15 protein-coding genes and 4 pseudogenes are annotated in these 20,548 nt (G+C 68.3%); 17 read left to right on the forward strand and 2 right to left on the reverse strand.

Annotated features, from left to right (window positions below):
- The first annotated feature begins 9 nt into the window (after positions 1-9).
- From KY500_RS03525 to dapF, 10 genes and pseudogenes are all read left to right on the forward strand, one after another.
- A complete protein-coding gene (locus KY500_RS03525) occupies positions 10-2,913 on the forward strand; it encodes a DNA translocase FtsK (protein WP_219902360.1) in 2,904 nt (967 codons plus the stop codon).
- 2 nt (positions 2,914-2,915) lie between these two features.
- Entirely contained in the window at positions 2,916-3,509 is a 594-nt protein-coding gene (gene pgsA, locus KY500_RS03530) for a CDP-diacylglycerol--glycerol-3-phosphate 3-phosphatidyltransferase (RefSeq protein WP_219902361.1), read from the forward strand.
- Positions 3,510-3,590: 81 nt separating this feature from the next.
- Entirely contained in the window at positions 3,591-4,100 is a 510-nt protein-coding gene (locus KY500_RS03535) for a CinA family protein (RefSeq protein WP_255579912.1), read from the forward strand.
- A gap of 166 nt (positions 4,101-4,266) precedes the next feature.
- Complete coding sequence (locus KY500_RS03540) at positions 4,267-4,575, forward strand: helix-turn-helix domain-containing protein (RefSeq protein WP_066594354.1); 309 nt, start codon at positions 4,267-4,269, stop codon at positions 4,573-4,575.
- A gap of 59 nt (positions 4,576-4,634) precedes the next feature.
- Complete coding sequence (locus KY500_RS03545; protein WP_066594358.1) at positions 4,635-4,856, forward strand: DUF3046 domain-containing protein; 222 nt, start codon at positions 4,635-4,637, stop codon at positions 4,854-4,856.
- A 383-nt stretch (positions 4,857-5,239) separates the two neighbouring features.
- Complete coding sequence (recA, locus tag KY500_RS03550) at positions 5,240-6,382, forward strand: recombinase RecA (protein ID WP_066594360.1); 1,143 nt, start codon at positions 5,240-5,242, stop codon at positions 6,380-6,382.
- Positions 6,383-6,387: 5 nt separating this feature from the next.
- Complete coding sequence (locus KY500_RS03555) at positions 6,388-7,014, forward strand: regulatory protein RecX (RefSeq protein ID WP_219902363.1); 627 nt, start codon at positions 6,388-6,390, stop codon at positions 7,012-7,014.
- A 37-nt stretch (positions 7,015-7,051) separates the two neighbouring features.
- The gene (gene miaB, locus KY500_RS03560) at positions 7,052-8,719 is read left to right on the forward strand and encodes a tRNA (N6-isopentenyl adenosine(37)-C2)-methylthiotransferase MiaB (RefSeq protein WP_219902364.1); all 1,668 of its coding nucleotides are present in this window, start codon (positions 7,052-7,054) and stop codon (positions 8,717-8,719) included.
- A gap of 6 nt (positions 8,720-8,725) precedes the next feature.
- Positions 8,726-9,640, forward strand: a complete 915-nt coding sequence (miaA, locus tag KY500_RS03565; RefSeq protein WP_219902365.1) for a tRNA (adenosine(37)-N6)-dimethylallyltransferase MiaA — start codon at positions 8,726-8,728, stop codon at positions 9,638-9,640.
- A 79-nt stretch (positions 9,641-9,719) separates the two neighbouring features.
- Positions 9,720-10,600, forward strand: a pseudogene (gene dapF / locus KY500_RS03570) (diaminopimelate epimerase).
- 65 nt (positions 10,601-10,665) lie between these two features.
- Here the strand turns inward: dapF and KY500_RS03575 are convergent.
- Positions 10,666-11,288, reverse strand: a pseudogene (locus KY500_RS03575) (class I SAM-dependent methyltransferase).
- Between the two features lie 41 nt (positions 11,289-11,329).
- Here KY500_RS03575 and hflX point away from each other — a divergent pair.
- From hflX to metE, 3 genes and pseudogenes are all read left to right on the forward strand, one after another.
- The gene (gene hflX / locus KY500_RS03580) at positions 11,330-12,871 is read left to right on the forward strand and encodes a GTPase HflX (RefSeq protein ID WP_066594369.1); all 1,542 of its coding nucleotides are present in this window, start codon (positions 11,330-11,332) and stop codon (positions 12,869-12,871) included.
- A 290-nt stretch (positions 12,872-13,161) separates the two neighbouring features.
- A complete protein-coding gene (locus tag KY500_RS03585) occupies positions 13,162-14,223 on the forward strand; it encodes a methylenetetrahydrofolate reductase (RefSeq protein WP_219902366.1) in 1,062 nt (353 codons plus the stop codon).
- Positions 14,223-16,543 (forward strand): annotated as a pseudogene (gene metE / locus KY500_RS03590) (5-methyltetrahydropteroyltriglutamate--homocysteine S-methyltransferase). The gene KY500_RS03585 and the pseudogene metE overlap by 1 nt, the downstream one beginning before the upstream one ends.
- Positions 16,544-16,625: 82 nt before the next feature.
- Here the strand turns inward: metE and lexA are convergent.
- Positions 16,626-17,248: pseudogene (lexA, locus tag KY500_RS03595) on the reverse strand (transcriptional repressor LexA).
- Between the two features lie 433 nt (positions 17,249-17,681).
- On the opposite strand from lexA, the gene KY500_RS03600 reads away from it, so the two are divergent.
- The 4 genes from KY500_RS03600 to hisH are packed head-to-tail and all read left to right on the forward strand — an operon-like array spanning position 17,682 to position 20,524.
- Positions 17,682-18,122, forward strand: coding sequence for a LysM peptidoglycan-binding domain-containing protein (locus KY500_RS03600; RefSeq protein ID WP_219902367.1), 441 nt, complete (start codon positions 17,682-17,684; stop codon positions 18,120-18,122).
- Positions 18,123-18,182: 60 nt separating this feature from the next.
- A complete protein-coding gene (locus tag KY500_RS03605) occupies positions 18,183-19,268 on the forward strand; it encodes a histidinol-phosphate transaminase (protein ID WP_219902368.1) in 1,086 nt (361 codons plus the stop codon).
- Positions 19,269-19,277: 9 nt separating this feature from the next.
- The gene (gene hisB, locus KY500_RS03610; protein ID WP_066594378.1) at positions 19,278-19,895 is read left to right on the forward strand and encodes an imidazoleglycerol-phosphate dehydratase HisB; all 618 of its coding nucleotides are present in this window, start codon (positions 19,278-19,280) and stop codon (positions 19,893-19,895) included.
- Entirely contained in the window at positions 19,892-20,524 is a 633-nt protein-coding gene (hisH, locus tag KY500_RS03615) for an imidazole glycerol phosphate synthase subunit HisH (protein ID WP_219902369.1), read from the forward strand. Before hisB ends, hisH begins: the two co-directional genes overlap by 4 nt.
- Positions 20,525-20,548 lie beyond the last annotated feature (24 nt).

Here is a 20,548-nt window from a genome sequence, read left to right on the forward strand (position 1 = left end):
GTGGAACACATGGCTACGAGCACTAAGTCGACCGGGCGTGCCCGCAGCACCCCTGCGCGCGGCACCGGAACGACCCCGCGCGGTCAGGCCGGAAGCACCGCGACCCAGAAGACCGTCAAGTTCGCTCCGACGGAAACCAAACCGAGTGTCTTCGTTCGCATGTGGATGGGCCTGGCCCACGTAGCCGGCGGCGCCGCACGCGCTCTGGGCCCCGAGCAGCTCTCCAAGGAGGAGCGCCGCGACGGCCTGCCCTTCTTCCTCGTTCTCCTCGCCATCGCCGGAGCGGTGATCGAGTGGTTCCTGATCAACGACCCGGTGGCACAGACCCTGGACGCCTGGACCTTCGGCGGCCTGTTCGGCCGGGTCGCCTTCGCCCTGCCGGTGATCCTGATGCTCTTCTCGATCTGGCTGTTCCGCAACCCGAGTTCGGTGCACGACAACGGTCGCATCGGCATCGGCCTGTCTCTGCTGCTGGTCACGGTGTCCGGCCTGTGCCACATCTTCGGCGGCCAGCCGACACCCAGTCAGGGTGTGGAGGTGCTCGCCCTGTCCGGCGGTGTCATCGGCTGGATGATCGCAGCACCGCTGATCTTCCTGATCACCACGATCGGGGCGGCCATCGTCGTCATCCTGCTGCTGATCCTCAGCCTCTTCATCATCACCAAGACCCCGCCGAACAAGATCGGCGAACGCAGCCGTGAGCTCTACGCCTGGCTCTTCGGCGCCCCGCTGCCGGCCCCCGAGGAACGTGCGGCCGCCAAGGAGGCGCGCCACGAGCGCATCCAGGCCCTCAAGACCAAGCAGATCGAACTCGACGGCCTCGAGGCCGAGAACGACGACGAGACCGACGATGCCGCTCTGCCCTGGTGGCGACGCAACACCAGCAAGCGGGAGGAAGACCCCGACTTCTCCAGCGCCATGTCGACCGACTCCGACGACCCCGCCCCGCCGGCCGCCGACCCTCTCAGCACTCTGCTCAACCACGGCGCGGATGCGGCCAAGGGTGGCTTCGACAGTGCCCTGGAGTCCCCGCGGGAACCCGTGCACCAGGATCACTACGGCACCGAGGTGCTTGAAGACCTGCTCAAGGCCGAGGAAGCCATCAAGCGTTACACCGGCGAGGTCGATGTGCTCCCACGCGCCACCGGCCTGGCCTCGGACGACCCCGCTGGCCTCACCGAGGTGATCCCGGCCCTGGACGAGCTCGACCAGGCCGCCACCGCCGTGGACCGCAGCGTCGACGACTACGAATTCGGCGAACAGCCGGCGCTGCCCTACGTTCTACCGTCCGCCACGACACTCACCGCCGGCCCGCCGGCCAAGGCCCGCTCGGCCGCCAACGACGAAATCGTCAAGTCCATCACCGAGGTGCTCAGCCAGTTCTCGGTGGATGCCCGCGTCACCGGGTTCTCCCGCGGACCCACGGTCACCCAGTACGAGATCGAGCTCGGCCCGGGCGTCAAGGTCGAACGCGTCACGGCGCTGAGCAAGAACCTGTCCTACGCCGTCGCCTCCAACGAGGTGCGCATCCTCTCGCCCATCCCGGGCAAGAGCGCCATCGGCATCGAGATCCCCAACACCGACCGCGAGATCGTCACCCTCGGCGACGTGCTGCGCTCCACGACCGCCACCAACAGCACCCACCCGATGACCATCGGTGTGGGCAAGGACGTCGGCGGCGGGTTCGTCATCGCCAACCTCGCCAAGATGCCCCACCTGCTCGTGGCCGGCTCCACGGGCTCGGGCAAGTCCAGCTTCGTCAACTCGATGATCACCAGCCTGCTCATGCGGGCCAAGCCCAGCGACGTGCGCATGGTGCTCATCGACCCCAAGCGCGTCGAACTGGCCGCCTATGCCGGCGTCCCGCACCTGATCACGCCCATCATCACGAACCCCAAAAAGGCCGCCGAAGCGCTGCAGTGGGTCGTGAAGGAGATGGACATGCGCTACGACGACCTGGCCAGCTTCGGCTTCCGACACATCGACGACTTCAACAAGGCCGTGGTCAACAACGAGATCGTGCTGCCGGCCGGCAGTGCCCGCAAGCTCAAGCCCTACCCGTACCTGCTCGTGGTGGTCGACGAGCTCGCCGACCTCATGATGGTGGCCCCGCGCGACGTCGAAGACTCCATCGTGCGCATCACCCAGCTGGCCCGAGCCTCCGGCATCCACCTGGTGCTGGCCACCCAGCGCCCCAGCGTCGACGTCGTCACGGGCCTGATCAAGGCCAACGTGCCCTCCCGACTGGCGTTCGCCGTCACGAGCGTCACCGACTCACGGGTCATCCTCGACCAGCCCGGCGCTGACAAGCTGATCGGCCAGGGCGACGCCCTGTTCCTGCCGATGGGCGCCTCCAAGGCCCTGCGAGTGCAGGGCGCCTGGGTCAACGAAGCCGAGATCGAGAAGGTCGTCAAGCACGTCACCCAGCAGGCCCGGCCCGACTACCGGCCCGATGTCTCGGCCGAAGCGCCCCGCAAGGAGATCGACTCCGACATCGGCGATGACCTCGAGGTGCTGCTCGCCGCCGCGGAACTCGTCGTTTCCACCCAGTTCGGCTCCACCTCCATGCTGCAGCGGAAGCTCCGGGTGGGCTTCGCCAAGGCCGGCCGCCTGATGGATCTGCTCGAGTCCCGGGAGATCGTCGGCCCGTCCGAGGGCTCGAAGGCCCGTGACGTGCTCGTCACGGCCGAACAGTTGCCGGCCGTGCTGGCCAAGCTGCGCGGGTCGGATGCCGAGCACCACGCCGCCACCGCCCGCACCCAGTTCGAGGAGTCCCAGCGAGCGCAGGCGCACGAACAGCCCGAGCCCGACCCTCGCTACGCCGACGACCCGGTGGCGAAGATGAGTGAAGGGTACGCTGAGGAAGAAGGCGACTCGGACGAGGACGCCTGGCAACTCACCGACAGGGACTGATCATGGCGAACACCACCGGTGGAAGCAACTGGAACCTGCCCAACCTCATCACCATCGTGCGCATCCTGCTGGCACCCGTGTTCTTCTGGATGCTGCTGGCCGACAACGGCGCGGACGGGGCCCTGCGCTGGTGGGCCGCCGTGCTCTTCATCGTGGCAATCGCCACCGACGGCGTGGACGGCGCCATCGCCCGCCGGTACAACCTCGTCACCGACCTGGGCAAGCTGCTCGACCCGATCGCCGACAAGATCCTCACGGGCGCGGCCCTGATCGGCCTCTCGATCCTCGCCGAGTTGCCCTGGTGGGTCACCGTGATCATCCTCGTGCGCGAGATCGGCATCACGGTCTTCCGCTTCGTGATGCTCAGCGACCGGGTCATCCCCGCCTCCCGGGGCGGCAAGCTCAAGACCATCATGCAATCCGTGGCCATCTCTCTGGCCCTGCTGCCATTGTGGCTGGTCTTCGGTGACTGGATCCACTGGGTCAACGGCGTCGCCATGACCATCGCCGTGGTCCTCACCGTCTACACCGGCGTCGAGTACCTGGTTGCCGCCCGCCGGGAGAACCGGCAGCCCAAGTCCTCGACCCAGGCCTGAGCGCCCATGCCGCCTGTGCCCGAGTCGTCCGCGCGGACCGAACCCACCGGTGACGCCGAGGTTGCCGGGTTCGCCGAGTCCGTGCAGACGGATGCCGCGGCCGCGCTGGTCGCCCTCCTCACCTCTCGACAGCTCACCATCGCAGTCGCGGAGTCTCTCACCGGCGGGCTGCTCGTGGCCGAGCTTGTGCGTATCCCCGGCGCATCCGCCGTCGTGCTCGGGGGAGTCGTCGCCTACCGGACCGCCCTCAAGCACACCCTGCTGGGCGTGGACGACGAGCTGCTGGCCGGAGAGGGGGCTGTGCACCCCGAGGTCGCCCGGCAGATGGCCACCGGTGTGAGGGCCGCGCTGGCGGTCGACGGTCGTGCGGCCGACGTCGGGCTGGCCACCACGGGGGTCGCCGGCCCCGACGAACAGGATGGCCGACCGGTCGGCACGGTCTTTCTGGGAATCGCAATCGGGGATAAGGTGCGGGCCATACCGCTCCACCTCACCGGAGACCGGGCCCAGATCCGCGCGCAGGCCGTGTATCGCGCACTTGAAGCTGTGTGTCAGCTGATGGAATCTGGAAAGCTGGAATTCACGGAATAGTTCGTGTTACCGGTGGGTTACAGAACACATATTCACAAGAAAAGTCCAGTCATCCTCGGTAATCTCGAGGTGTCGGATGGATAAGGTACTGTTGGCCATCCGCCACACGAAACTGACCGGTTGAGTGGGCCCCAGCAGTTCAGACAGCACGAAGAAGGAGGTTCCGATGATTCTTGTTCGTCAGGAAATCGGCGATGTGCTCAGGGACTTCCGCCTGCAGAAGGGGCGCACGCTGCGTCAGGTTGCGAGCAAGGCCAGTGTGGCCCTCGGCTACCTGTCCGAAGTGGAGCGCGGTCAGAAGGAAGCCTCATCTGAGATCCTGGCCTCCGTCGCAGAGGCGTTGGAGACCCCGATCTCAGTCATCATGCGCGAAGTCGGCGACCGTTTGGCCGTGATCGAAGGAATCGACAGGTTCCCCGACACCGTGCCCGACGAGCTGGTTGCCAAGTTCGACGCCAGCATGATGGTGCGCTGAATCGGCCACCATCGGTTGACCCACCCAGAGCGTATTAACCCAGAACAGCAGAGCGCGCTATGCGATTGAGCGAATTCCGCCAAGCCCTGAAAGACGAGTTCGGCGAGAGCTACGGCCGGGTCCTCACGAGGGACCTGGTGCTCGGTCCGCTCGGCCGCACGGCCGACCAGGCCCTCGCGGGCGGTGTTCCAGCCCGGGACGTCTGGTTGGCTCTTTGCGACGAAACCGATGTGCCGCCCGCCCGGCGCCACGGTGCCGGCCTGCCGCCGGCCCGTAGCTGACCTACTCGGCGCACTGCCTCCGGCAGCGGCACCCACCCACGGCAGCGACATCATGAACATCGAACGGCCCGGACCTCCACCCGGGCCGTTCGTCGTTTCGTCGGGCGGCCGGGCGGTAGCGCCAGGGATTCGAACACCGGGTATCCGACACGCCCCACGAGCGTCGAATACCTGTTCGGTTATTGGTAGGCTCCTCCACAGTAGAAGTCGAGGACGGGTTATCCACCGTCGCGGTGTCGACCGGCCAGTGTCGGAGGCGCCGCGTACAGTCGGGCTCGTCAACGACCTGCGCACCTGCCTTGTCGAGGACGGTCACCGGGTTCCTCCCGGTGAGCGAAACGACAGCCTATAGGCGCCACGCGCACGACCCAAAGGAGCACACCATGGCATCAGCAGCAGACCGCGAGAAGGCACTCGACACCGCCCTCGCCCAGATTGACCGCCAGTTCGGCAAGGGCTCGGTCATGCGCCTCGGCAGCGACGAGCGCGCACCCGTCGAGACCATCTCCACCGGGTCGATCGCACTGGACGTCGCCCTCGGCATAGGCGGGCTGCCCCGTGGCCGCATCGTGGAGATCTACGGTCCGGAGTCCTCGGGTAAGACCACCCTCACCCTGCACGCCATCGCCAACGCGCAGAAGAACGGCGGCATCGCCGCGTTCATCGACGCAGAGCACGCCCTCGACCCGGAATACGCCAAGAAGCTCGGCGTCGACATCGACGCCCTCCTGGTCTCCCAGCCCGACACCGGTGAGCAGGCGCTCGAGATCGCCGACATGCTCGTGCGAAGCGGCTCGATCGACCTCATCGTGATCGACTCCGTGGCCGCGCTGGTGCCCCGCGCCGAGATCGAGGGCGAGATGGGCGACTCTCACGTGGGTCTCCAGGCCCGCCTGATGTCGCAGGCCCTCCGCAAGCTCACCGGTGGCCTCAGCCAGACCAACACCACCATGATCTTCATCAACCAGCTGCGCGAGAAGATCGGCGTGATGTTCGGCAGCCCGGAGACCACCGCGGGTGGAAAGGCGCTGAAGTTCTACGCCTCCGTACGTCTGGACATCCGTCGCATCGAGACCCTCAAGGACGGCACAGAGGCGGTCGGTAACCGCACGAGGGTCAAGGTCGTCAAGAACAAGATGGCGCCGCCGTTCAAGCAGGCCGAATTCGACATCATCTACGGTGTCGGCATCTCCCGCGAGGGCAGCCTGATCGACTTCGGTGTCGATCAGGGCATCGTCAAGAAGTCCGGCGCCTGGTACACCTACGACGGCGACCAGCTCGGCCAGGGCAAGGAGAACTCGCGCAACTTCCTGCTGCGCAACCCCGATATGGCCAACGAGATCGAGACCAAGATCCTCAACAAGCTCGGTGTGGGCGCCGAGGGCAAGGCTGCCAAGAAGGCCACCGACGACGCTGCCACCGCCGCAGCGGCCGCCGAAGCCGCGGCCAGCGGCCTGGCCACCGGCACCGACGGTGCCAAGGTCGCCTCGATCGCTCCCAAGGCCGGCGCGCGGAAGGGCGCCTAGCCACCATGGTGCACTTCGAGGCCTCACCTGAGCGGTCCGCGGGCCGCGCTGCCGATCGTGGCGGCCTGGCCCCGGTGACCTACCTGCCGGGTGCCAGCCCCACCGATCAGGCGGATGCTGCCGCGGACGATGCGGCGGACGAGCGCGACCATGCCGAGAAGCTGCTTCTGCAGCGGCTGCGCGGACGGTCCCTGTCGGTCGTCGAAGCGGAGAAGCTGCTGCGCTCCACCGACATCGACGAAGAGGCCGTGCAGGAGATGCTGGAGCGGTTCACCGAACTGCACTACCTCGACGACGAGAAGCTCGCCGACCAGATCATGCACAGCCACCACGAGCGCAAGGGGTTGGGCCGCAGCGGCGTCTCGGCCGAAATGCGCCAGCGTGGGTTGGGCGCTGAGCTGATCGCCGAGAAGCTCGAAGAGATGCCCGACGACGAGGCGGAACGTGCCACGGAGCTCGCGCTCAAGCGCGTGACGCAGCTGGACCGCTTCGACGACGCCACCATCGACCGGAGGCTCACCGGCTTCCTGATGCGCAAGGGCTACGCCTCGTCCGTCGTGCGCGACGCCGTCAAGGCCGCCCTGGCGTCCCGGCGCGGTTCCGGCCGGGCCTCCACGGTGCGCTTCCGCTGATCCGGCCGGCCGCGCGCAAGCGTAAGCTGAGGGAACTATGAGCAGCGTCACCGCACCATCCCTGGCCACCCCGTCGTCCCTCGACCCGTCGCCGCACACGACGACAGTCATCGCTCCGTCGGCGGCGGCGAGGGACGACGCCGGCCGGGCCCGCACCTACGAGGTGCGCACCTTCGGCTGCCAGATGAACGTGCATGACTCCGAACGGCTGAGCGGCTCGCTCGAGGCCGCCGGGTACGTGTCCGCGGCTGGCGCCGAGGCCGACATCGTGGTGATCAACACGTGTGCCGTGCGGGAGAACGCCGACAACAAGCTCTACGGCAACCTCGGCTACCTCGCCTCGGTCAAGCGCAAGCACGCGGGCATGCAGATCGCCGTGGGCGGCTGCCTGGCCCAGAAAGACAAGGCCACCATCCTGGCCAAGGCCCCCTGGGTCGACGTGGTGTTCGGAACCCACAACATGGGGTCGCTGCCCAGCCTGCTCGAACGCGCCCGGCACAACGGTGAGGCGCAGCTCGAGATCCTTGAGTCCCTGGAGACCTTCCCGTCCACCCTGCCCACCAAGCGCGACTCCAGCTACAGCGGCTGGGTGTCCATCTCGGTCGGCTGCAACAACACCTGCACCTTCTGCATCGTCCCGGCCCTCCGCGGCAAGGAGAAGGACCGCCGCCCCGGCGAGATCCTCGCCGAGATCCAGGCACTCGTCGACGACGGCGCCATCGAGGTAACCCTGCTCGGACAGAACGTGAACTCCTACGGCGTCGAGTTCGGCGACCGGTTGGCCTTCGGCAAGCTGCTGCGTGCGGCCGGCCAGATCCAGGGGCTGGAGCGCATCCGCTTCACCAGCCCACACCCCGCCGCGTTCACCGACGACGTCATCGACGCCATGGCCGACACCCCCGCAGTGATGCCGCAGTTGCACATGCCGCTGCAGTCCGGCTCCGACCGGGTGCTCAAGGCCATGCGCCGCTCCTACCGCTCCACCAAGTTCCTCGGCATCCTCGAGCGCGTGCGCGCCCAGATGCCCGACGCCGCGATCAGCACCGACATCATCGTCGGCTTCCCCGGCGAAACCGAGGAGGACTTCCTCGAGACCATGCGCGTCGTCGAAGAATCCCGGTTCGCCACCGCCTTCACCTTCCAGTACTCGATCCGCCCGGGCACCCCCGCGGCCACCATGGCCGACCAAGTGCCCAAGGCCGTGGTGCAGGACCGCTACGAGCGCCTGATCGCCCTGCAGGAACGCATCTCCTGGGAGGAAAACACCAAAGTGGTCGGCCGGGAGGTCGAACTGCTCGTCGCCAACGGTGAGGGCCGCAAGGACTCCGACACCCACCGGCTGAGCGGGCGGGCGCCCGACAGCCGCCTGGTGCACTTCGATGTGCCCGCCGGCTCCGAACTGCCCCGACCCGGCGACATGGTCACCGTCACGGTCACGCAGGCCGCGCCGTTCCACCTCATCGCGGACTCCCTCGACGGCGCGCCGCTCCGCATCCGCCGCACCATCGCCGGGGATGCCTGGGACCGCGAGCAGGCGGAGTCCTGCGGTGTGCCCACCACGGCCGGCTCGACCGGCAGCGCAGTCTCGCTGGGCCTGCCGACCCTGCGAGTGGGTGGCCCGGCCGCGCTGAACCTCACCAACCTCAACCAGCACGGCGGCGCCACGACCATCCCGATCTACCCCGTCGACGACCAGGAACGCTAGAACCCGGTGCTCGTTGTCATCGTCGGGCCGACAGGGACCGGCAAATCCGAGCTGTCCCTGGACCTGGCCGAACGATTGATCACGGCCGGCCGGCCGGCCGAGATCGTCAACGCCGACGCCATGCAGCTGTACCGCGGCATGGACATCGGCACCGCCAAGGTGCCGGTCGCCGAACGCCGTGGGGTGCCGCATCACCTGCTCGACGTGCTCGAGGTGACCGACGAAGCCACCGTCGCCCGGTACCAGGTCGAGGCCAGGGCCGCGATCACCGACATCGTCGAGCGTGGCGCCGTTCCGATCCTGGTCGGCGGATCCGGCCTCTACGTCTCCTCCGTCGTCTACGACTTCCAATTCCCCGGCACCGACCCCGTGCTTCGTGCCCGGCTCGAGGCCGAGCTGACCGAGCAGGGTCCTGGCCTGCTCTACGACCGGCTGAAAACCGTCGACCCGGCCTCCGCCCTGCGCATCGGCGCCAGCAACGGCCGCCGACTCGTGCGGGCCCTCGAGGTCGTCGAACTCACCGGCGCACCGCACGTGGCCGTGCTGCCGGGCGACCCCGTCTACTGGATGCCCGCCGTGACGCTCGGCCTGCGCCTGGAGCGCGAGGTGCTCACCCCGCGGTTGGATGCCCGAGTGGACCGGATGTGGGCGGCCGGCCTCGTCGACGAGGTGCAGGGGCTGATCCCTGCGGGGCTGGAGGGCGGTGTCACGGCCAGCCGCGCGATCGGCTACGCACAGGCGCTCGGCCAGGTTCGCGGAACGCTTTCGCAGGCCGAGGCGATCGAAGCGACCCAGCAGCTCACCCGGCGCTACGCCCGCCGGCAGGTGAGCTGGTTCAAACGCGACCCGCACACGCACTGGATCGACGCCGACGACACCGACAGGGTCGACCAGGCCGCCCGGTATCTGTCCGCGCTCTGACGGCGCCCACTCACCACTGCCGGCTTTCGGCAGACCGATGGCCGACGGATCGATGCGCCCGAGTCCCTAAACTGATCAGATGAGCATCGATCTCCACTTCACCAAGGGGCACGGCACCGGCAACGACTTCGTGCTCATCGCGGATCCGGACGGAACCCTCGACCTCACCCCGGAGCAGATCCAGGGCATCTGCGATCGCCGTTTCGGTGTGGGAGCCGACGGCATCATCCGTGCCGTGCGCTCGGCCAACCTCGAGGCAGGCGCCGCGGCGCTGGCCGAGGACGACACCGCCGAGTGGTTCATGGACTACTGGAACGCGGACGGCACCGTGTCGGAGATGTGCGGCAACGGCATCCGCGTCTACACCCGCTTCCTGCTCGAGCAGGGCCTCGTCGAACTGGGACCGGGGGAGACCCTGCCCATCGGCACGCGCAGCGGAGTGCGCGACCTGCAGCGCAACGCCACGGGGTACCAGGTGGACCTGGGCCGCTGGCGGCTGGAGCCGGGGGAGACCCTCGTGCGGGCCAAGAACCTTGCGGTGGCCCGGCCGGGCCTCGGCATCAACGTGGGCAACCCGCACGTCGTCGTGGCTCTCGCCGATGCCGACGAGCTCGAGAGCGCCGACCTCACCTTCATTCCGCAGCTCGACCCCGAACCCGCCGACGGTGCCAACGTGGAGTTCGTCCTGCCGCACGACCCGCTCGTGGTCGACGGAGTGGGCCGCATCCGGATGCGCGTGCACGAACGCGGCAGCGGGGAAACCCTCTCCTGCGGAACCGGCGCCGTCGCGGCCGCGCTGGCCACCCGGCACTGGGCCGGCGCCGGCGCCCCAACCAGTGGCGTGTCGAGGTCCCCGGCGGTGTCTTGGGCGTACGCATGTTCCCCACCGAGGACGGCGAGCACGTCTCGCTCTCCGGTCCCGCCGAACTCGTCTTCGACGGCACCCTGCACCTGGCCTAACCCGCCCGTCCCCCTCCGCGAACTGTGACTTAAGCCCCGAAAACGCGCGTTTTTGGGTGCTTAACTCACAGTTCGCGGGAGGGGAGGCGGTGGGTGCGCAGGATGCGGAAGCCCTTGTCCATGGCGTAGCGGGAGACCTCGAGGGTGTCGGGGAACTCGTCGGCGAGCCAGCGCTGCAGAGAGTCAGAACCGAGGTTGCGCTGCACGACGAGCCAGGCATCCGTACCCGGAGTCAGGCGGGGCAGCCAGTGGCTGAGCATGGCGTGCAGCTCCGCCTTGCCCACCCGGATGGGCGGATTCGACCAGATGCCGGCGAACGACACCGACTCGGGAACATCCGCGGGCAGCACGGCGTTGATGTTGGTGAGGCCCAAGTTGGTGGCGTTCAACCGCACCAGTTCGAGGGCTCGCTCATTGACGTCCACGGCCCAGACCGTGGCCGAGGGATCGGCTAGGGCCAGGTGCAGGCTGATCGGACCCCAGCCGCAGCCGAGGTCCAGGATGTGGCCGCCGCCGGAGGGTTCGGGAGCCTCACGCATCAGCACCTTGGTGCCGGTGTCGATGTGTTCGGGGAGAAGATCGCGTTCGCGGTCGTGACCTCGCGGATTGCACCGGCGATCTTCACGGTGATCTGCCGCAATTTCAGGTCGCTGCCCGGAGCCGACGAGAAATAGTGTTCGGAAGCCATACAACGAACTTATCGAAAGAAGAGGAACTAGAGTTAAAGCAATGACTGAATCAACCGCTCCACACGACGATGACGATGTAGTTGCGCGCGTGCTGGCCAGCGCCGAGAGCCGTTCGTCCGGCTACTCCCTGTTCGCAAGCGGATCGGCACAGGCCTTGCAGGCCCGCCCGGCCGACGGCGGCTTCGACGGAGGCGACCACGACGGTGAACAGACCGAACGTGAAGACCGAAACGCCCTGCGTCGTGTCGGCGGACTCTCCACCGAACTGCAAGACGTCACCGAGGTCGAATACCGCCAGCTGCGCCTCGAAAACGTGGTGCTGATCGGCGTCTACTCCGCCCGCAGCCTGCTTGACGCCGAGAACTCCATGCGTGAGCTCGCCGCCCTGGCCGAAACCGCCGGCGCCACCGTGCTCGACGGCCTGTTGCAGCGCCGTGCCACCCCCGACCCCAGCACCTATCTCGGTAAGGGCAAGGCCCTCGAACTGGCCTCCATCGTGGCCGCCCTCGGCGCCGACACCGTGATCGCCGACTCCGAACTCGCGCCCAGCCAGCGGCGTGCCCTCGAAGACGTGGTCAAGGTGAAGGTCATCGACCGCACCGCCGTGATCCTCGACATCTTCAGCCAGCACGCCAAGAGCCGGGAGGGCAAGGCGCAGGTCGAACTCGCCCAGCTCGCCTACCTGCTTCCCCGCCTCCGCGGCTGGGGCGACTCGATGTCCCGCCAGGCGGGTGGCCAGGTCGGTGGCACCGGAGCCGGCATGGGCTCGCGCGGACCCGGCGAGACGAAGATCGAACTCGACCGTCGCCGCATTCACACGAGGATGTCCCGGCTGCGCAAGCAGATGATCGAGATGAAGCCCGCCCGCGAGGCCAAGCGGGCCAACCGCAAGCGCAACGCGGTGCCCTCAGTGGCCATCGTCGGGTATACCAACGCCGGCAAGTCCAGCCTGCTCAACCGCATCACCAAGGCCGGGGTGCTCGTCGAGAACTCCCTGTTCGCGACCCTGGACGCCACCGTGCGCAAGTCCAGCACCGCGGACGGCCGGCTGTACACCTTCACCGACACCGTCGGTTTTGTGCGCAACCTGCCGCACCAGTTGGTGGAGGCATTCCGCTCCACCCTCGAGGAGGTCGCGGACTCCGACGTCATCATCCACGTCGTCGACGCGTCACACCCCGACCCGGCCAGCCAGCTGGCCACGGTGCGGGAGGTCATCGGTGAGGTCGGCGCCAGCGCCATCCCCGAGCTGGTCGTGTTCAACAAGAGCGACCTGGTCAGCGACGACGACCGACTCGTGCTGCGGGGACTCTCACCGCAGGCTATCTTCGTCTCGGCGCGCTCCGGCGAAGGAATCGACGCCGTGCTCACGGCAGTCGAGACCATGCTTCCCCGACCGGAAATCCGGCTCGACCTGCTCATTCCGTACGACCGCGGTGACCTCATCCCGATCCTGCACGGCCAGGGCAAGGTACTCGCGCTGGACTACGCCGAAACCGGCACCCTGGTGACGGCGCTCGTCTCGCCCGGCATCGAGGCCCAGTTCACGCCGTTCGTGGTGGCTCCGGCCGTCACCGCCTAGGACCCCTTCCGCCCGCCAGGCGGCCCCCGCATCTCCCCGGAGACGCGAGGGCCGCCTCTCGGCGTTTAATGGCCCCATTATGGCCGCGAACGTAACATTCGGCTATGCGGATGCGCGTCGCTGAGCCCCGTTGTTAGAGTCATCTCATTCGTTGCCGGGAGCACCATCCGCCCGGCATGGAGCGACAGCCGAGCCCGGCACCCGCCCGCGATCGACCGCCTGGTTTTCACGCCGGCAGTCCGCGGCCGCCCGGCCCTTCGAGTTGTACCGACCATGCCGAATGAGGAACCATGAGCGCAGCCGATGCGTCCACAGCTGCAGATCCTGCCTGTCCGCCCTCCACCCCGTTCTCGTTCGAGTTGTACCCGCCCATAACGGATGCCGCCACGACGGCCCTGCACGCCACCATCGACACCCTGGCGGCGGCCGGCCCCGAGTTCATCTCGGTGACCTACGGCGCCAGCGGTTCCTCCCGCACCTCGTCCCTCGACGTACTGCGCTACATCCGCACGGCCACCCCGGTGGACCCGATGGCACACCTGACCTGCGTGGGGTCGTCACATGCCCAGGCCAGCAGCCTGATCCGCGAGTTCCTCGACGCCGGTGTGCGCAGCTTCCTCGCCCTGCGCGGGGACCCGCCGGCGGGAGCGACCGAGGATGATGCGTTCCTCGGCGACCTGCACAGCGCCGGCGAGCTCGTACAGCTCATCCATCGGGTACAGGCCGAACGGGTGCCCTACCAGGAGACACCGATCCCCGGCCTGCCGCAGGCTCGCGCGGTCAAGACCGAACGTGAGCATGTGCGCATCGCCGTCGCAGCCTTCCCGAACGGGCACCCACGCTCGCGCTCCACGGCCCAGGACATCGACACCCTGCTGGCCAAGCAGGCCGCCGGCGCGAACCTGGCCATCACCCAGCTTTTCTTCCACGCCGACCACTACCTGAGCTTCATCCAGCGGGCCAGGGAGGCGGGTGTGGAATTCCCGATCCTGCCCGGCATCATGCCGGTCACCAGCCCGGGCCGGTTGCGCCGCATCCTCGAGCTCTCCGGAGAGGAACTGCCCGCCGATCTGTCGATCCAGCTCGAGGTGGAGCCCACCGCGGAAGGCCAGCGGGAGATCGGCATCAGCCATGCCGCCGCGCTGGCCGAGAAGCTCATGGCGGGCGGCGCTCCCGGCCTGCACCTCTATGCCTTCAACCAGCACGAGACCGTGCTCGCCGTTCTCGACCGGGCGGGAGCGCTCACGCCGGTCGCACCGGTTGCCGCACCCCAGCTCCCGCCCTCGACCGTTGCCTCCACCAGCCCCGCTGCCAGCACCACTGCCGGTACTCACTCCACGAAGGACTACTGATGACCACCACCGTTTCCGCATTCCCCACCGGGACGATCCTCGGCTACCCGAGAATCGGGCGTCGTCGCGAACTCAAGAAGGCCGTCGAAGCGTTCTGGGCCGGCCGGATCGACGCCGATGAGCTCGAGGCCGCCGCCGCGGCGCTCCGCAAGACCACCCGGGACCGGCTCGTCGGCCTGGGCCTGGGCCGCACCGACTCGTCGATCCCGGAGAGCTTCTCGTTTTACGACCAGGTGCTGGATGCGGCGGTCACCGTCGGCGCCATTCCCGACCGGTTCGCGGACCTCGTCGACGCCGACGGCCACCTCGATCTGGCCGGTTACTTCACCCTGGCGCGCGGCGCCGGAGAGAACCTGCCGCTGGAGATGACCAAGTGGTTCGACTCGAACTACCACTACCTGGTGCCGGAGATCGGCCCGGAGACCACCTTCTCCCTCGCCAGCGACCGCATCGTGCGCGAGTTCGAGGAGGCCGTCGCCTCAGGATTCCTCACCCGCCCGGTCATCGTCGGCCCGGTCACCTTCCTACTCCTCGCCAAACCGTCGAGCGACGCTCCGGCCGGGTTCCACCCGCTCGACCGCCTGGACGACCTGCTGCCCGTCTACGCCACCCTGATCGAACGCCTGGCGACCTCCGGCGCCCAGTGGGTACAGCTGGACGAGCCTGGTCTCGTCAGCGAGAGCATCGACATCCCGCGGGACGCCGCCCTGGCCGCCCTCGCACGGGCCTACGCGGTGCTCGGCGCCGTCCAGAACCGGCCCGGCCTGTTCGTGGCAGCGCCGTACGGCAGCCTGGATGACGCGCTGCCCGTGTTGGCCGCCTCCGCGGTCGAGGCCATCGGGCTCGATCTTGTTCGTGGCACGGTTCCCACCAGCGCGGCCGGGCTGGGCGATAGCGTCCTCGTCGCCGGCGTGATCGACGGCCACAACATCTGGCGCGGCGACCTCGCGGCGGCCTTCGAGACCGTCGGTCGGCTCAGCGCGCTGAGCGACAAGATCGCCGTCTCCAGCTCGACCTCCCTGCTGCACCTGCCGCACGACGTGACCGACGAGACCAAGCTCGGCGCGGACCTTCCCGGTTGGCTCGCCTTCGCCGACCAGAAGATCGGCCAGGTCGCGACCCTCGCCCGCGGCCTCACCGAGGGCCGGGCGGCCATCCAGGCCGACCTTGATGCGGCCACGGCTTCTCTCGCCGCACGCCGGGTGTCACCGGGGGCACGCGACGGCGCCGTACGCGCCCGGCTTCAGTCGCTCACCCCGGCCGACTTCAGCCGCGGCGACTACGAGACCCGGGTCGCCGCACAGGAGGCCGTCCTCGACCTGCCGCCGCTGCCGACCACGACGATCGGGTCGTTCCCCCAGACCGGGGAGATCCGCCGCGCCCGCGCCCGCCTGGTCTCCGGTGAGCTCGCCCCCGCCGATTACCAGGAGCTCATGCGCGCCGAGATCGGCAGGGTCGTGCAGCTGCAGGAAGACCTCGGCCTGGACGTGCTCGTGCACGGCGAACCCGAACGCAACGACATGGTCCAGTACTTCGCCGAGAACCTCGACGGCTTCACCGTCACCGAAAACGGTTGGGTGCAGTCCTACGGCAGCCGGTGTACCCGCCCGTCGATCCTCTGGGGCGACGTGTCCCGCCCGGCGCCGATCACGGTGGAGTGGTCACGCTACACGCAGAGCCTCACCGACAAGCCGGTGAAGGGGATGCTCACCGGGCCGGTCACCATCCTGGCCTGGTCGTTCGTGCGCGACGACCAGCCGCTGGGGAGACCGCCCGCCAGGTGGCGCTGGCGTTGCGCGACGAGATAGGCGATCTGGAGGCCGCGGGCATCCAGGTGGTGCAGGTCGACGAGCCCGCCCTCCGGGAACTGCTGCCGCTGAAGAAGAAGGACCACGCCGACTACCTGGACTGGTCGGTGGGCTCGTTCCGGCTCGCCACGGCCGGTGTCGCCGACGCGACGCAGATCCACACCCACCTCTGCTACTCCGAATTCGGCGTCGTCATCGACGCCATCCGAAACCTGGATGCCGACGTGACCAGCATCGAGGCGGCGCGCTCGAAGATGGAGGTCGTGGCGGACCTCCAGACCAGCGGCTTCGACCACGGAATCGGCCCGGGCGTCTACGACATCCACTCGCCGCGGGTTCCCGGAGTGGCGGAGATCACCGAGCTGCTCGAGCGGGCCCTCGAATCGATCCCCGCCCGCCAGGTCTGGGTGAACCCCGACTGCGGGTTGAAGACCCGTGGGTACAAGGAGACCGTCGAGTCGCTCCGCAATATCGTCGACGCCACCCGCGCCGTGCGCGCGACGCTGGTCTGATCCGGCAGCGCACCCGGCCCACCGAACACGAACAGGCCCGGCTCCCCGAGGGGAGCCGGGCCTGTTTCTGACAGGGAAGCTGCTAGACCGACCGGAGCACGGCGACGACCTTGCCGAGAACCTCGGCGTAGTCACCCAGAATGGGCTCGAAGTTGGTGTTGCGGGCAGCAGCCAGGTGTGGCCGTCGCGCTGGCGGAACACCTTGACGGTGGCCTCACCGTCGAGCATCGCTGCGACGATCTCGCCGTTCTCGGCTGTCTTCTGCTGGCGGATGACCACCCAGTCGCCATCGCAGATCGCGGCGTCGATCATCGACTCACCGACCACCTTGAGCATGAACAGTTCGCCCTTGCCCACCAACTGGCGGGGGAGCGGGAAGATCTCGTCGATCTGCTGGTCGGCCATGATCGGGATGCCGGCGGCGATGCGTCCGACGAGCGGCACCATCGCCGCGTCACCGACCTGGATGCCGGCCTGATAGTCATCCGGCGCTCCGGGGACGACGTCGTCGCCGGACTGCGGCACCTCGATGAGCACCTCGAGCGCGCGCGGCCGGTTCGGGTCGCGGCGCAGGTACCCACTCAGCTGCAGCTGGTGGAGCTGGTGCGTCACGCTCGACAGTGAAGAGAGGCCCACGGCGTCGCCGATCTCCCGCATGCTCGGCGGATACCCGCGGTCACGCACCGAGCGCTGGATGACGTCCATGACGGCGCGCTGTTTGTCGCTCAGGGTCTTGCGGCGCCGCGTGGTGCCCTTGTCCCGAGGTGTGCTCTGCTGTGCCACGTTGTCGCTCCTCTGCTTGGTCTGGCGGTGAGTAGGTCTGGCTGGTGAGGACGGTCGGCCGGTGATGCCGGCTGGCCGGTAGGTCTACCCGGCTGATGATTCCGGCCGGCGATCTGCTGCTGCAAAGGCCTGCTGGAGCCAATGTCGGAGGTGTCTGTTTGAGTACAGCTACCCAATCGAAACTGTAGCCAAACAGCGACGGTTTCTAGACATGCATTCGAGTGTGTTGCCGAATCCGTCTATATATTATCCGCAAACAGGGTTGATTGTTCGAACATTCGAAGTTATATTCGGAACATAGATTCGCATCCGGCCCTCCCGGCCGAGGGCCGGATGCGTTACCAGGAGGTCTGACATGAGCGCAGCATACGCACTAAAGCCCGGTTCGGGTGCCGGAGGTTCGAACACTTCTCGCCCGAACGCCCCACGGCTGAGCATCGTCGGCGACAGCCGCGAGCACGCCACCCCGGTCGCATCCGCCCCGCGCACCCACCTGCGGCTCACCCGCCGCGGCCGGATCGTCTTCACCACCCTCGCGGCACTGCCGCTGGTGCTCGGTTCCATCGTCGTCGCCGTCAACGGCGGCGTCGCTGCCGCAGAGGGCACGACCGGAGTCGGAGCGGCGGCGTTCGACTACGTCACCATCGAATCCGGGCAGTCGCTCTGGCAGCTGGCCGAGTCCATCGCCCCCACCCAGGACCCCCGCGACGTGATCGCCGACATCGTCAACCTCAACCAGCTCCCCTCCGACGCCGTGCAGCCCGGCCAGCGCCTCGCCCTCCCCGCCGGCTACTGAGCCGACACCTTCCGGCAGCCGCCGGGAGAGGGCACCCGCGGCGCAACTAAGCTTGTTCGGGTGACCAGCCTCGACGACCTGCCCCTGCGCGCCAACCTCCGCGGACAAATCCCTTACGGTGCACCGCAGCTGCACGTACCGGTGGCGCTGAACGTGAACGAGAATACCCACCCGATTCCGCTGGCTGTTGCCGCGGACATCGCCCAGGCCCTAGCCGACGCGATCCTCACCGTGAACCGCTACCCAGACCGGGAGTTCACCCAGCTGCGCGACGACCTCGCCGGCTACCTCGGCCACGGCCTCACCCGCGACAACGTCTGGGCCGCCAACGGTTCCAATGAGGTGCTGCAGCAGGTGCTGCAGGCCTTCGGCGGGCCGGGCCGGTCCCTGCTCGGCTTCGCGCCGACCTATTCGATGTACTCGATCCTCGCCTCCGGCACCGATACCCGCTGGATTGCCGGCGGCCGGGACGCCGACTACGAGTTGTCCCCGGAGACCGCCGCCCGCTGGGTGCGCGAGACCTCGCCCGACATCGTGTTCCTCTGCTCCCCGAACAACCCCACCGGCACACCCCTGTCTCTGGCCACGATCGAAGCGGTCTACGACGCCACCGACGGCATCGTCGTGGTCGACGAGGCCTACGCCGAATTCGCCCCCGCCGGCACCGAGAGTGCGCTCAGCCTGCTGCCCGGGCGTACCCGCCTGCTCGTCTCCCGCACCATGAGCAAGGCCTTCGCCTTCGCGGGGGTGCGCCTGGGCTACCTCGCCGCCGACCCTGCCGTCACGGATGCTCTCCGCCTGGTGCGCCTGCCGTACCACCTGTCCGCACTCACCCAGGCGGCGGCCGTGGCCGCGCTCGCCCACACCGACGAGATGCTCGCCATGGTCGATGACATCCGGGTGCAACGCGACCGCCTGGTGACCGAACTCAGTGCCCTCGGCTTCAGCCCGCTCCGCAGCGGCAGCAACTTCGTGCTCTTCGGCGGGGTCGTCGACCCGCACGCCACCTTCGAAGCCCTGCTCGCCGAGGGAATCCTCATCCGCGACGTCGGCATCCCCGGTCACCTGCGCGTATCGGCCGGCACGGAAGCCGAGACCAGCGCCTTCCTGGCCGCCATCGCACGGCTGCGCCCGGCAGCCGAATAAACTAGGCGCATGACCAACGTCACGCCCTCGCCTCGCCGTGCCCACATCCAGCGCGAAACGAGTGAATCGAGCATCGACCTCTCGATCGACCTCGACGGCACCGGGGTGAGCGACATCCACACCAGCGTGCCGTTCTACGACCACCTGCTCACGGCGTTCGCGAAGCACTCGCTCACCGACCTCACCGTGCACGCCAAGGGCGACATCGAGATCGATGTGCACCACACCGTCGAGGACATCGGCATCGTTCTCGGCCAGGCCATCAAGCAGGCCCTCGGCGACAAGTCCGGCATCTCCCGGTACGGCGATGCCCTCGTGCCGCTGGACGAAGCGCTCGTGCAGGCCGTCGTCGACATCTCCGGCCGCCCCTACCTCGTGCACACTGGCGAGCCGGCCGGCTTCGAATTCCACCTCATCGGCGGCCACTTCACCGGATCCATGGTGCGCCACGTCTTCGAGGCCATCGCCTTCAATGCCGCGCTCACCGTGCACGTCACCGTGGTCGGCGGCCGTGACCCGCACCACATCGCCGAGGCGGAGTTCAAGGCCTTCGCCCGTGCCTTCCGCCAGGCCAAGGCGTACGACGCGCTGGTCTCCGGTATCCCGTCCACCAAGGGTGCCCTATGACTAGCGTCGTTGTGCTCGACTACGGCACCGGCAATGTGCACTCGGCTGTCAAGGCGCTCGAGCTGGCCGGCGCGGACGTCACCCTGACCGGTGACCGCAAGCTCGCGCTCGAGGCCGACGGCCTGCTGGTGCCCGGCGTCGGTGCGTTCAGCGCGGTGATGACGGCGCTCAACCACGCGCACGGCGGCGACATCATCGACAAGCGCCTCTCCGGCGGCCGCCCGGTGATGGGCATCTGCGTGGGCATGCAGGTCATGTTCGAACACGGCGTCGAACGGGGCATCGATTCGGAGGGCCTCGGCGAATGGCCGGGAACCGTCACGGCGCTGCCGGCCCCGGTGCTGCCGCACATGGGCTGGAACACCGTCACGCCCGACCCCGACTCCGTGCTCTTCCACGGCCTGGAGGAGGAACGGTTCTACTTCGTGCACTCCTACGCCGCCCAGGAGTGGACGCTCGACGTGATGCCGCCCTTCCCCGTTCCCCGTCTCACCTGGGCCACCCACGGCGCACCGTTCCTGGCCGCGGTCGAGAACGGCCCGCTCACGGCCACCCAGTTCCACCCCGAGAAGAGCGGCGACGCCGGCATCCGCCTGTTGTCGAACTGGCTCGGCACGCTGCGCGACTAGTCTTCCCACCCGCCGGCCGCCGCC

The organism is Cryobacterium sp. PAMC25264 (assembly GCF_019443325.1).
In the GTDB taxonomy this organism is placed as follows: Bacteria; Actinomycetota; Actinomycetes; order Actinomycetales; family Microbacteriaceae; genus Cryobacterium.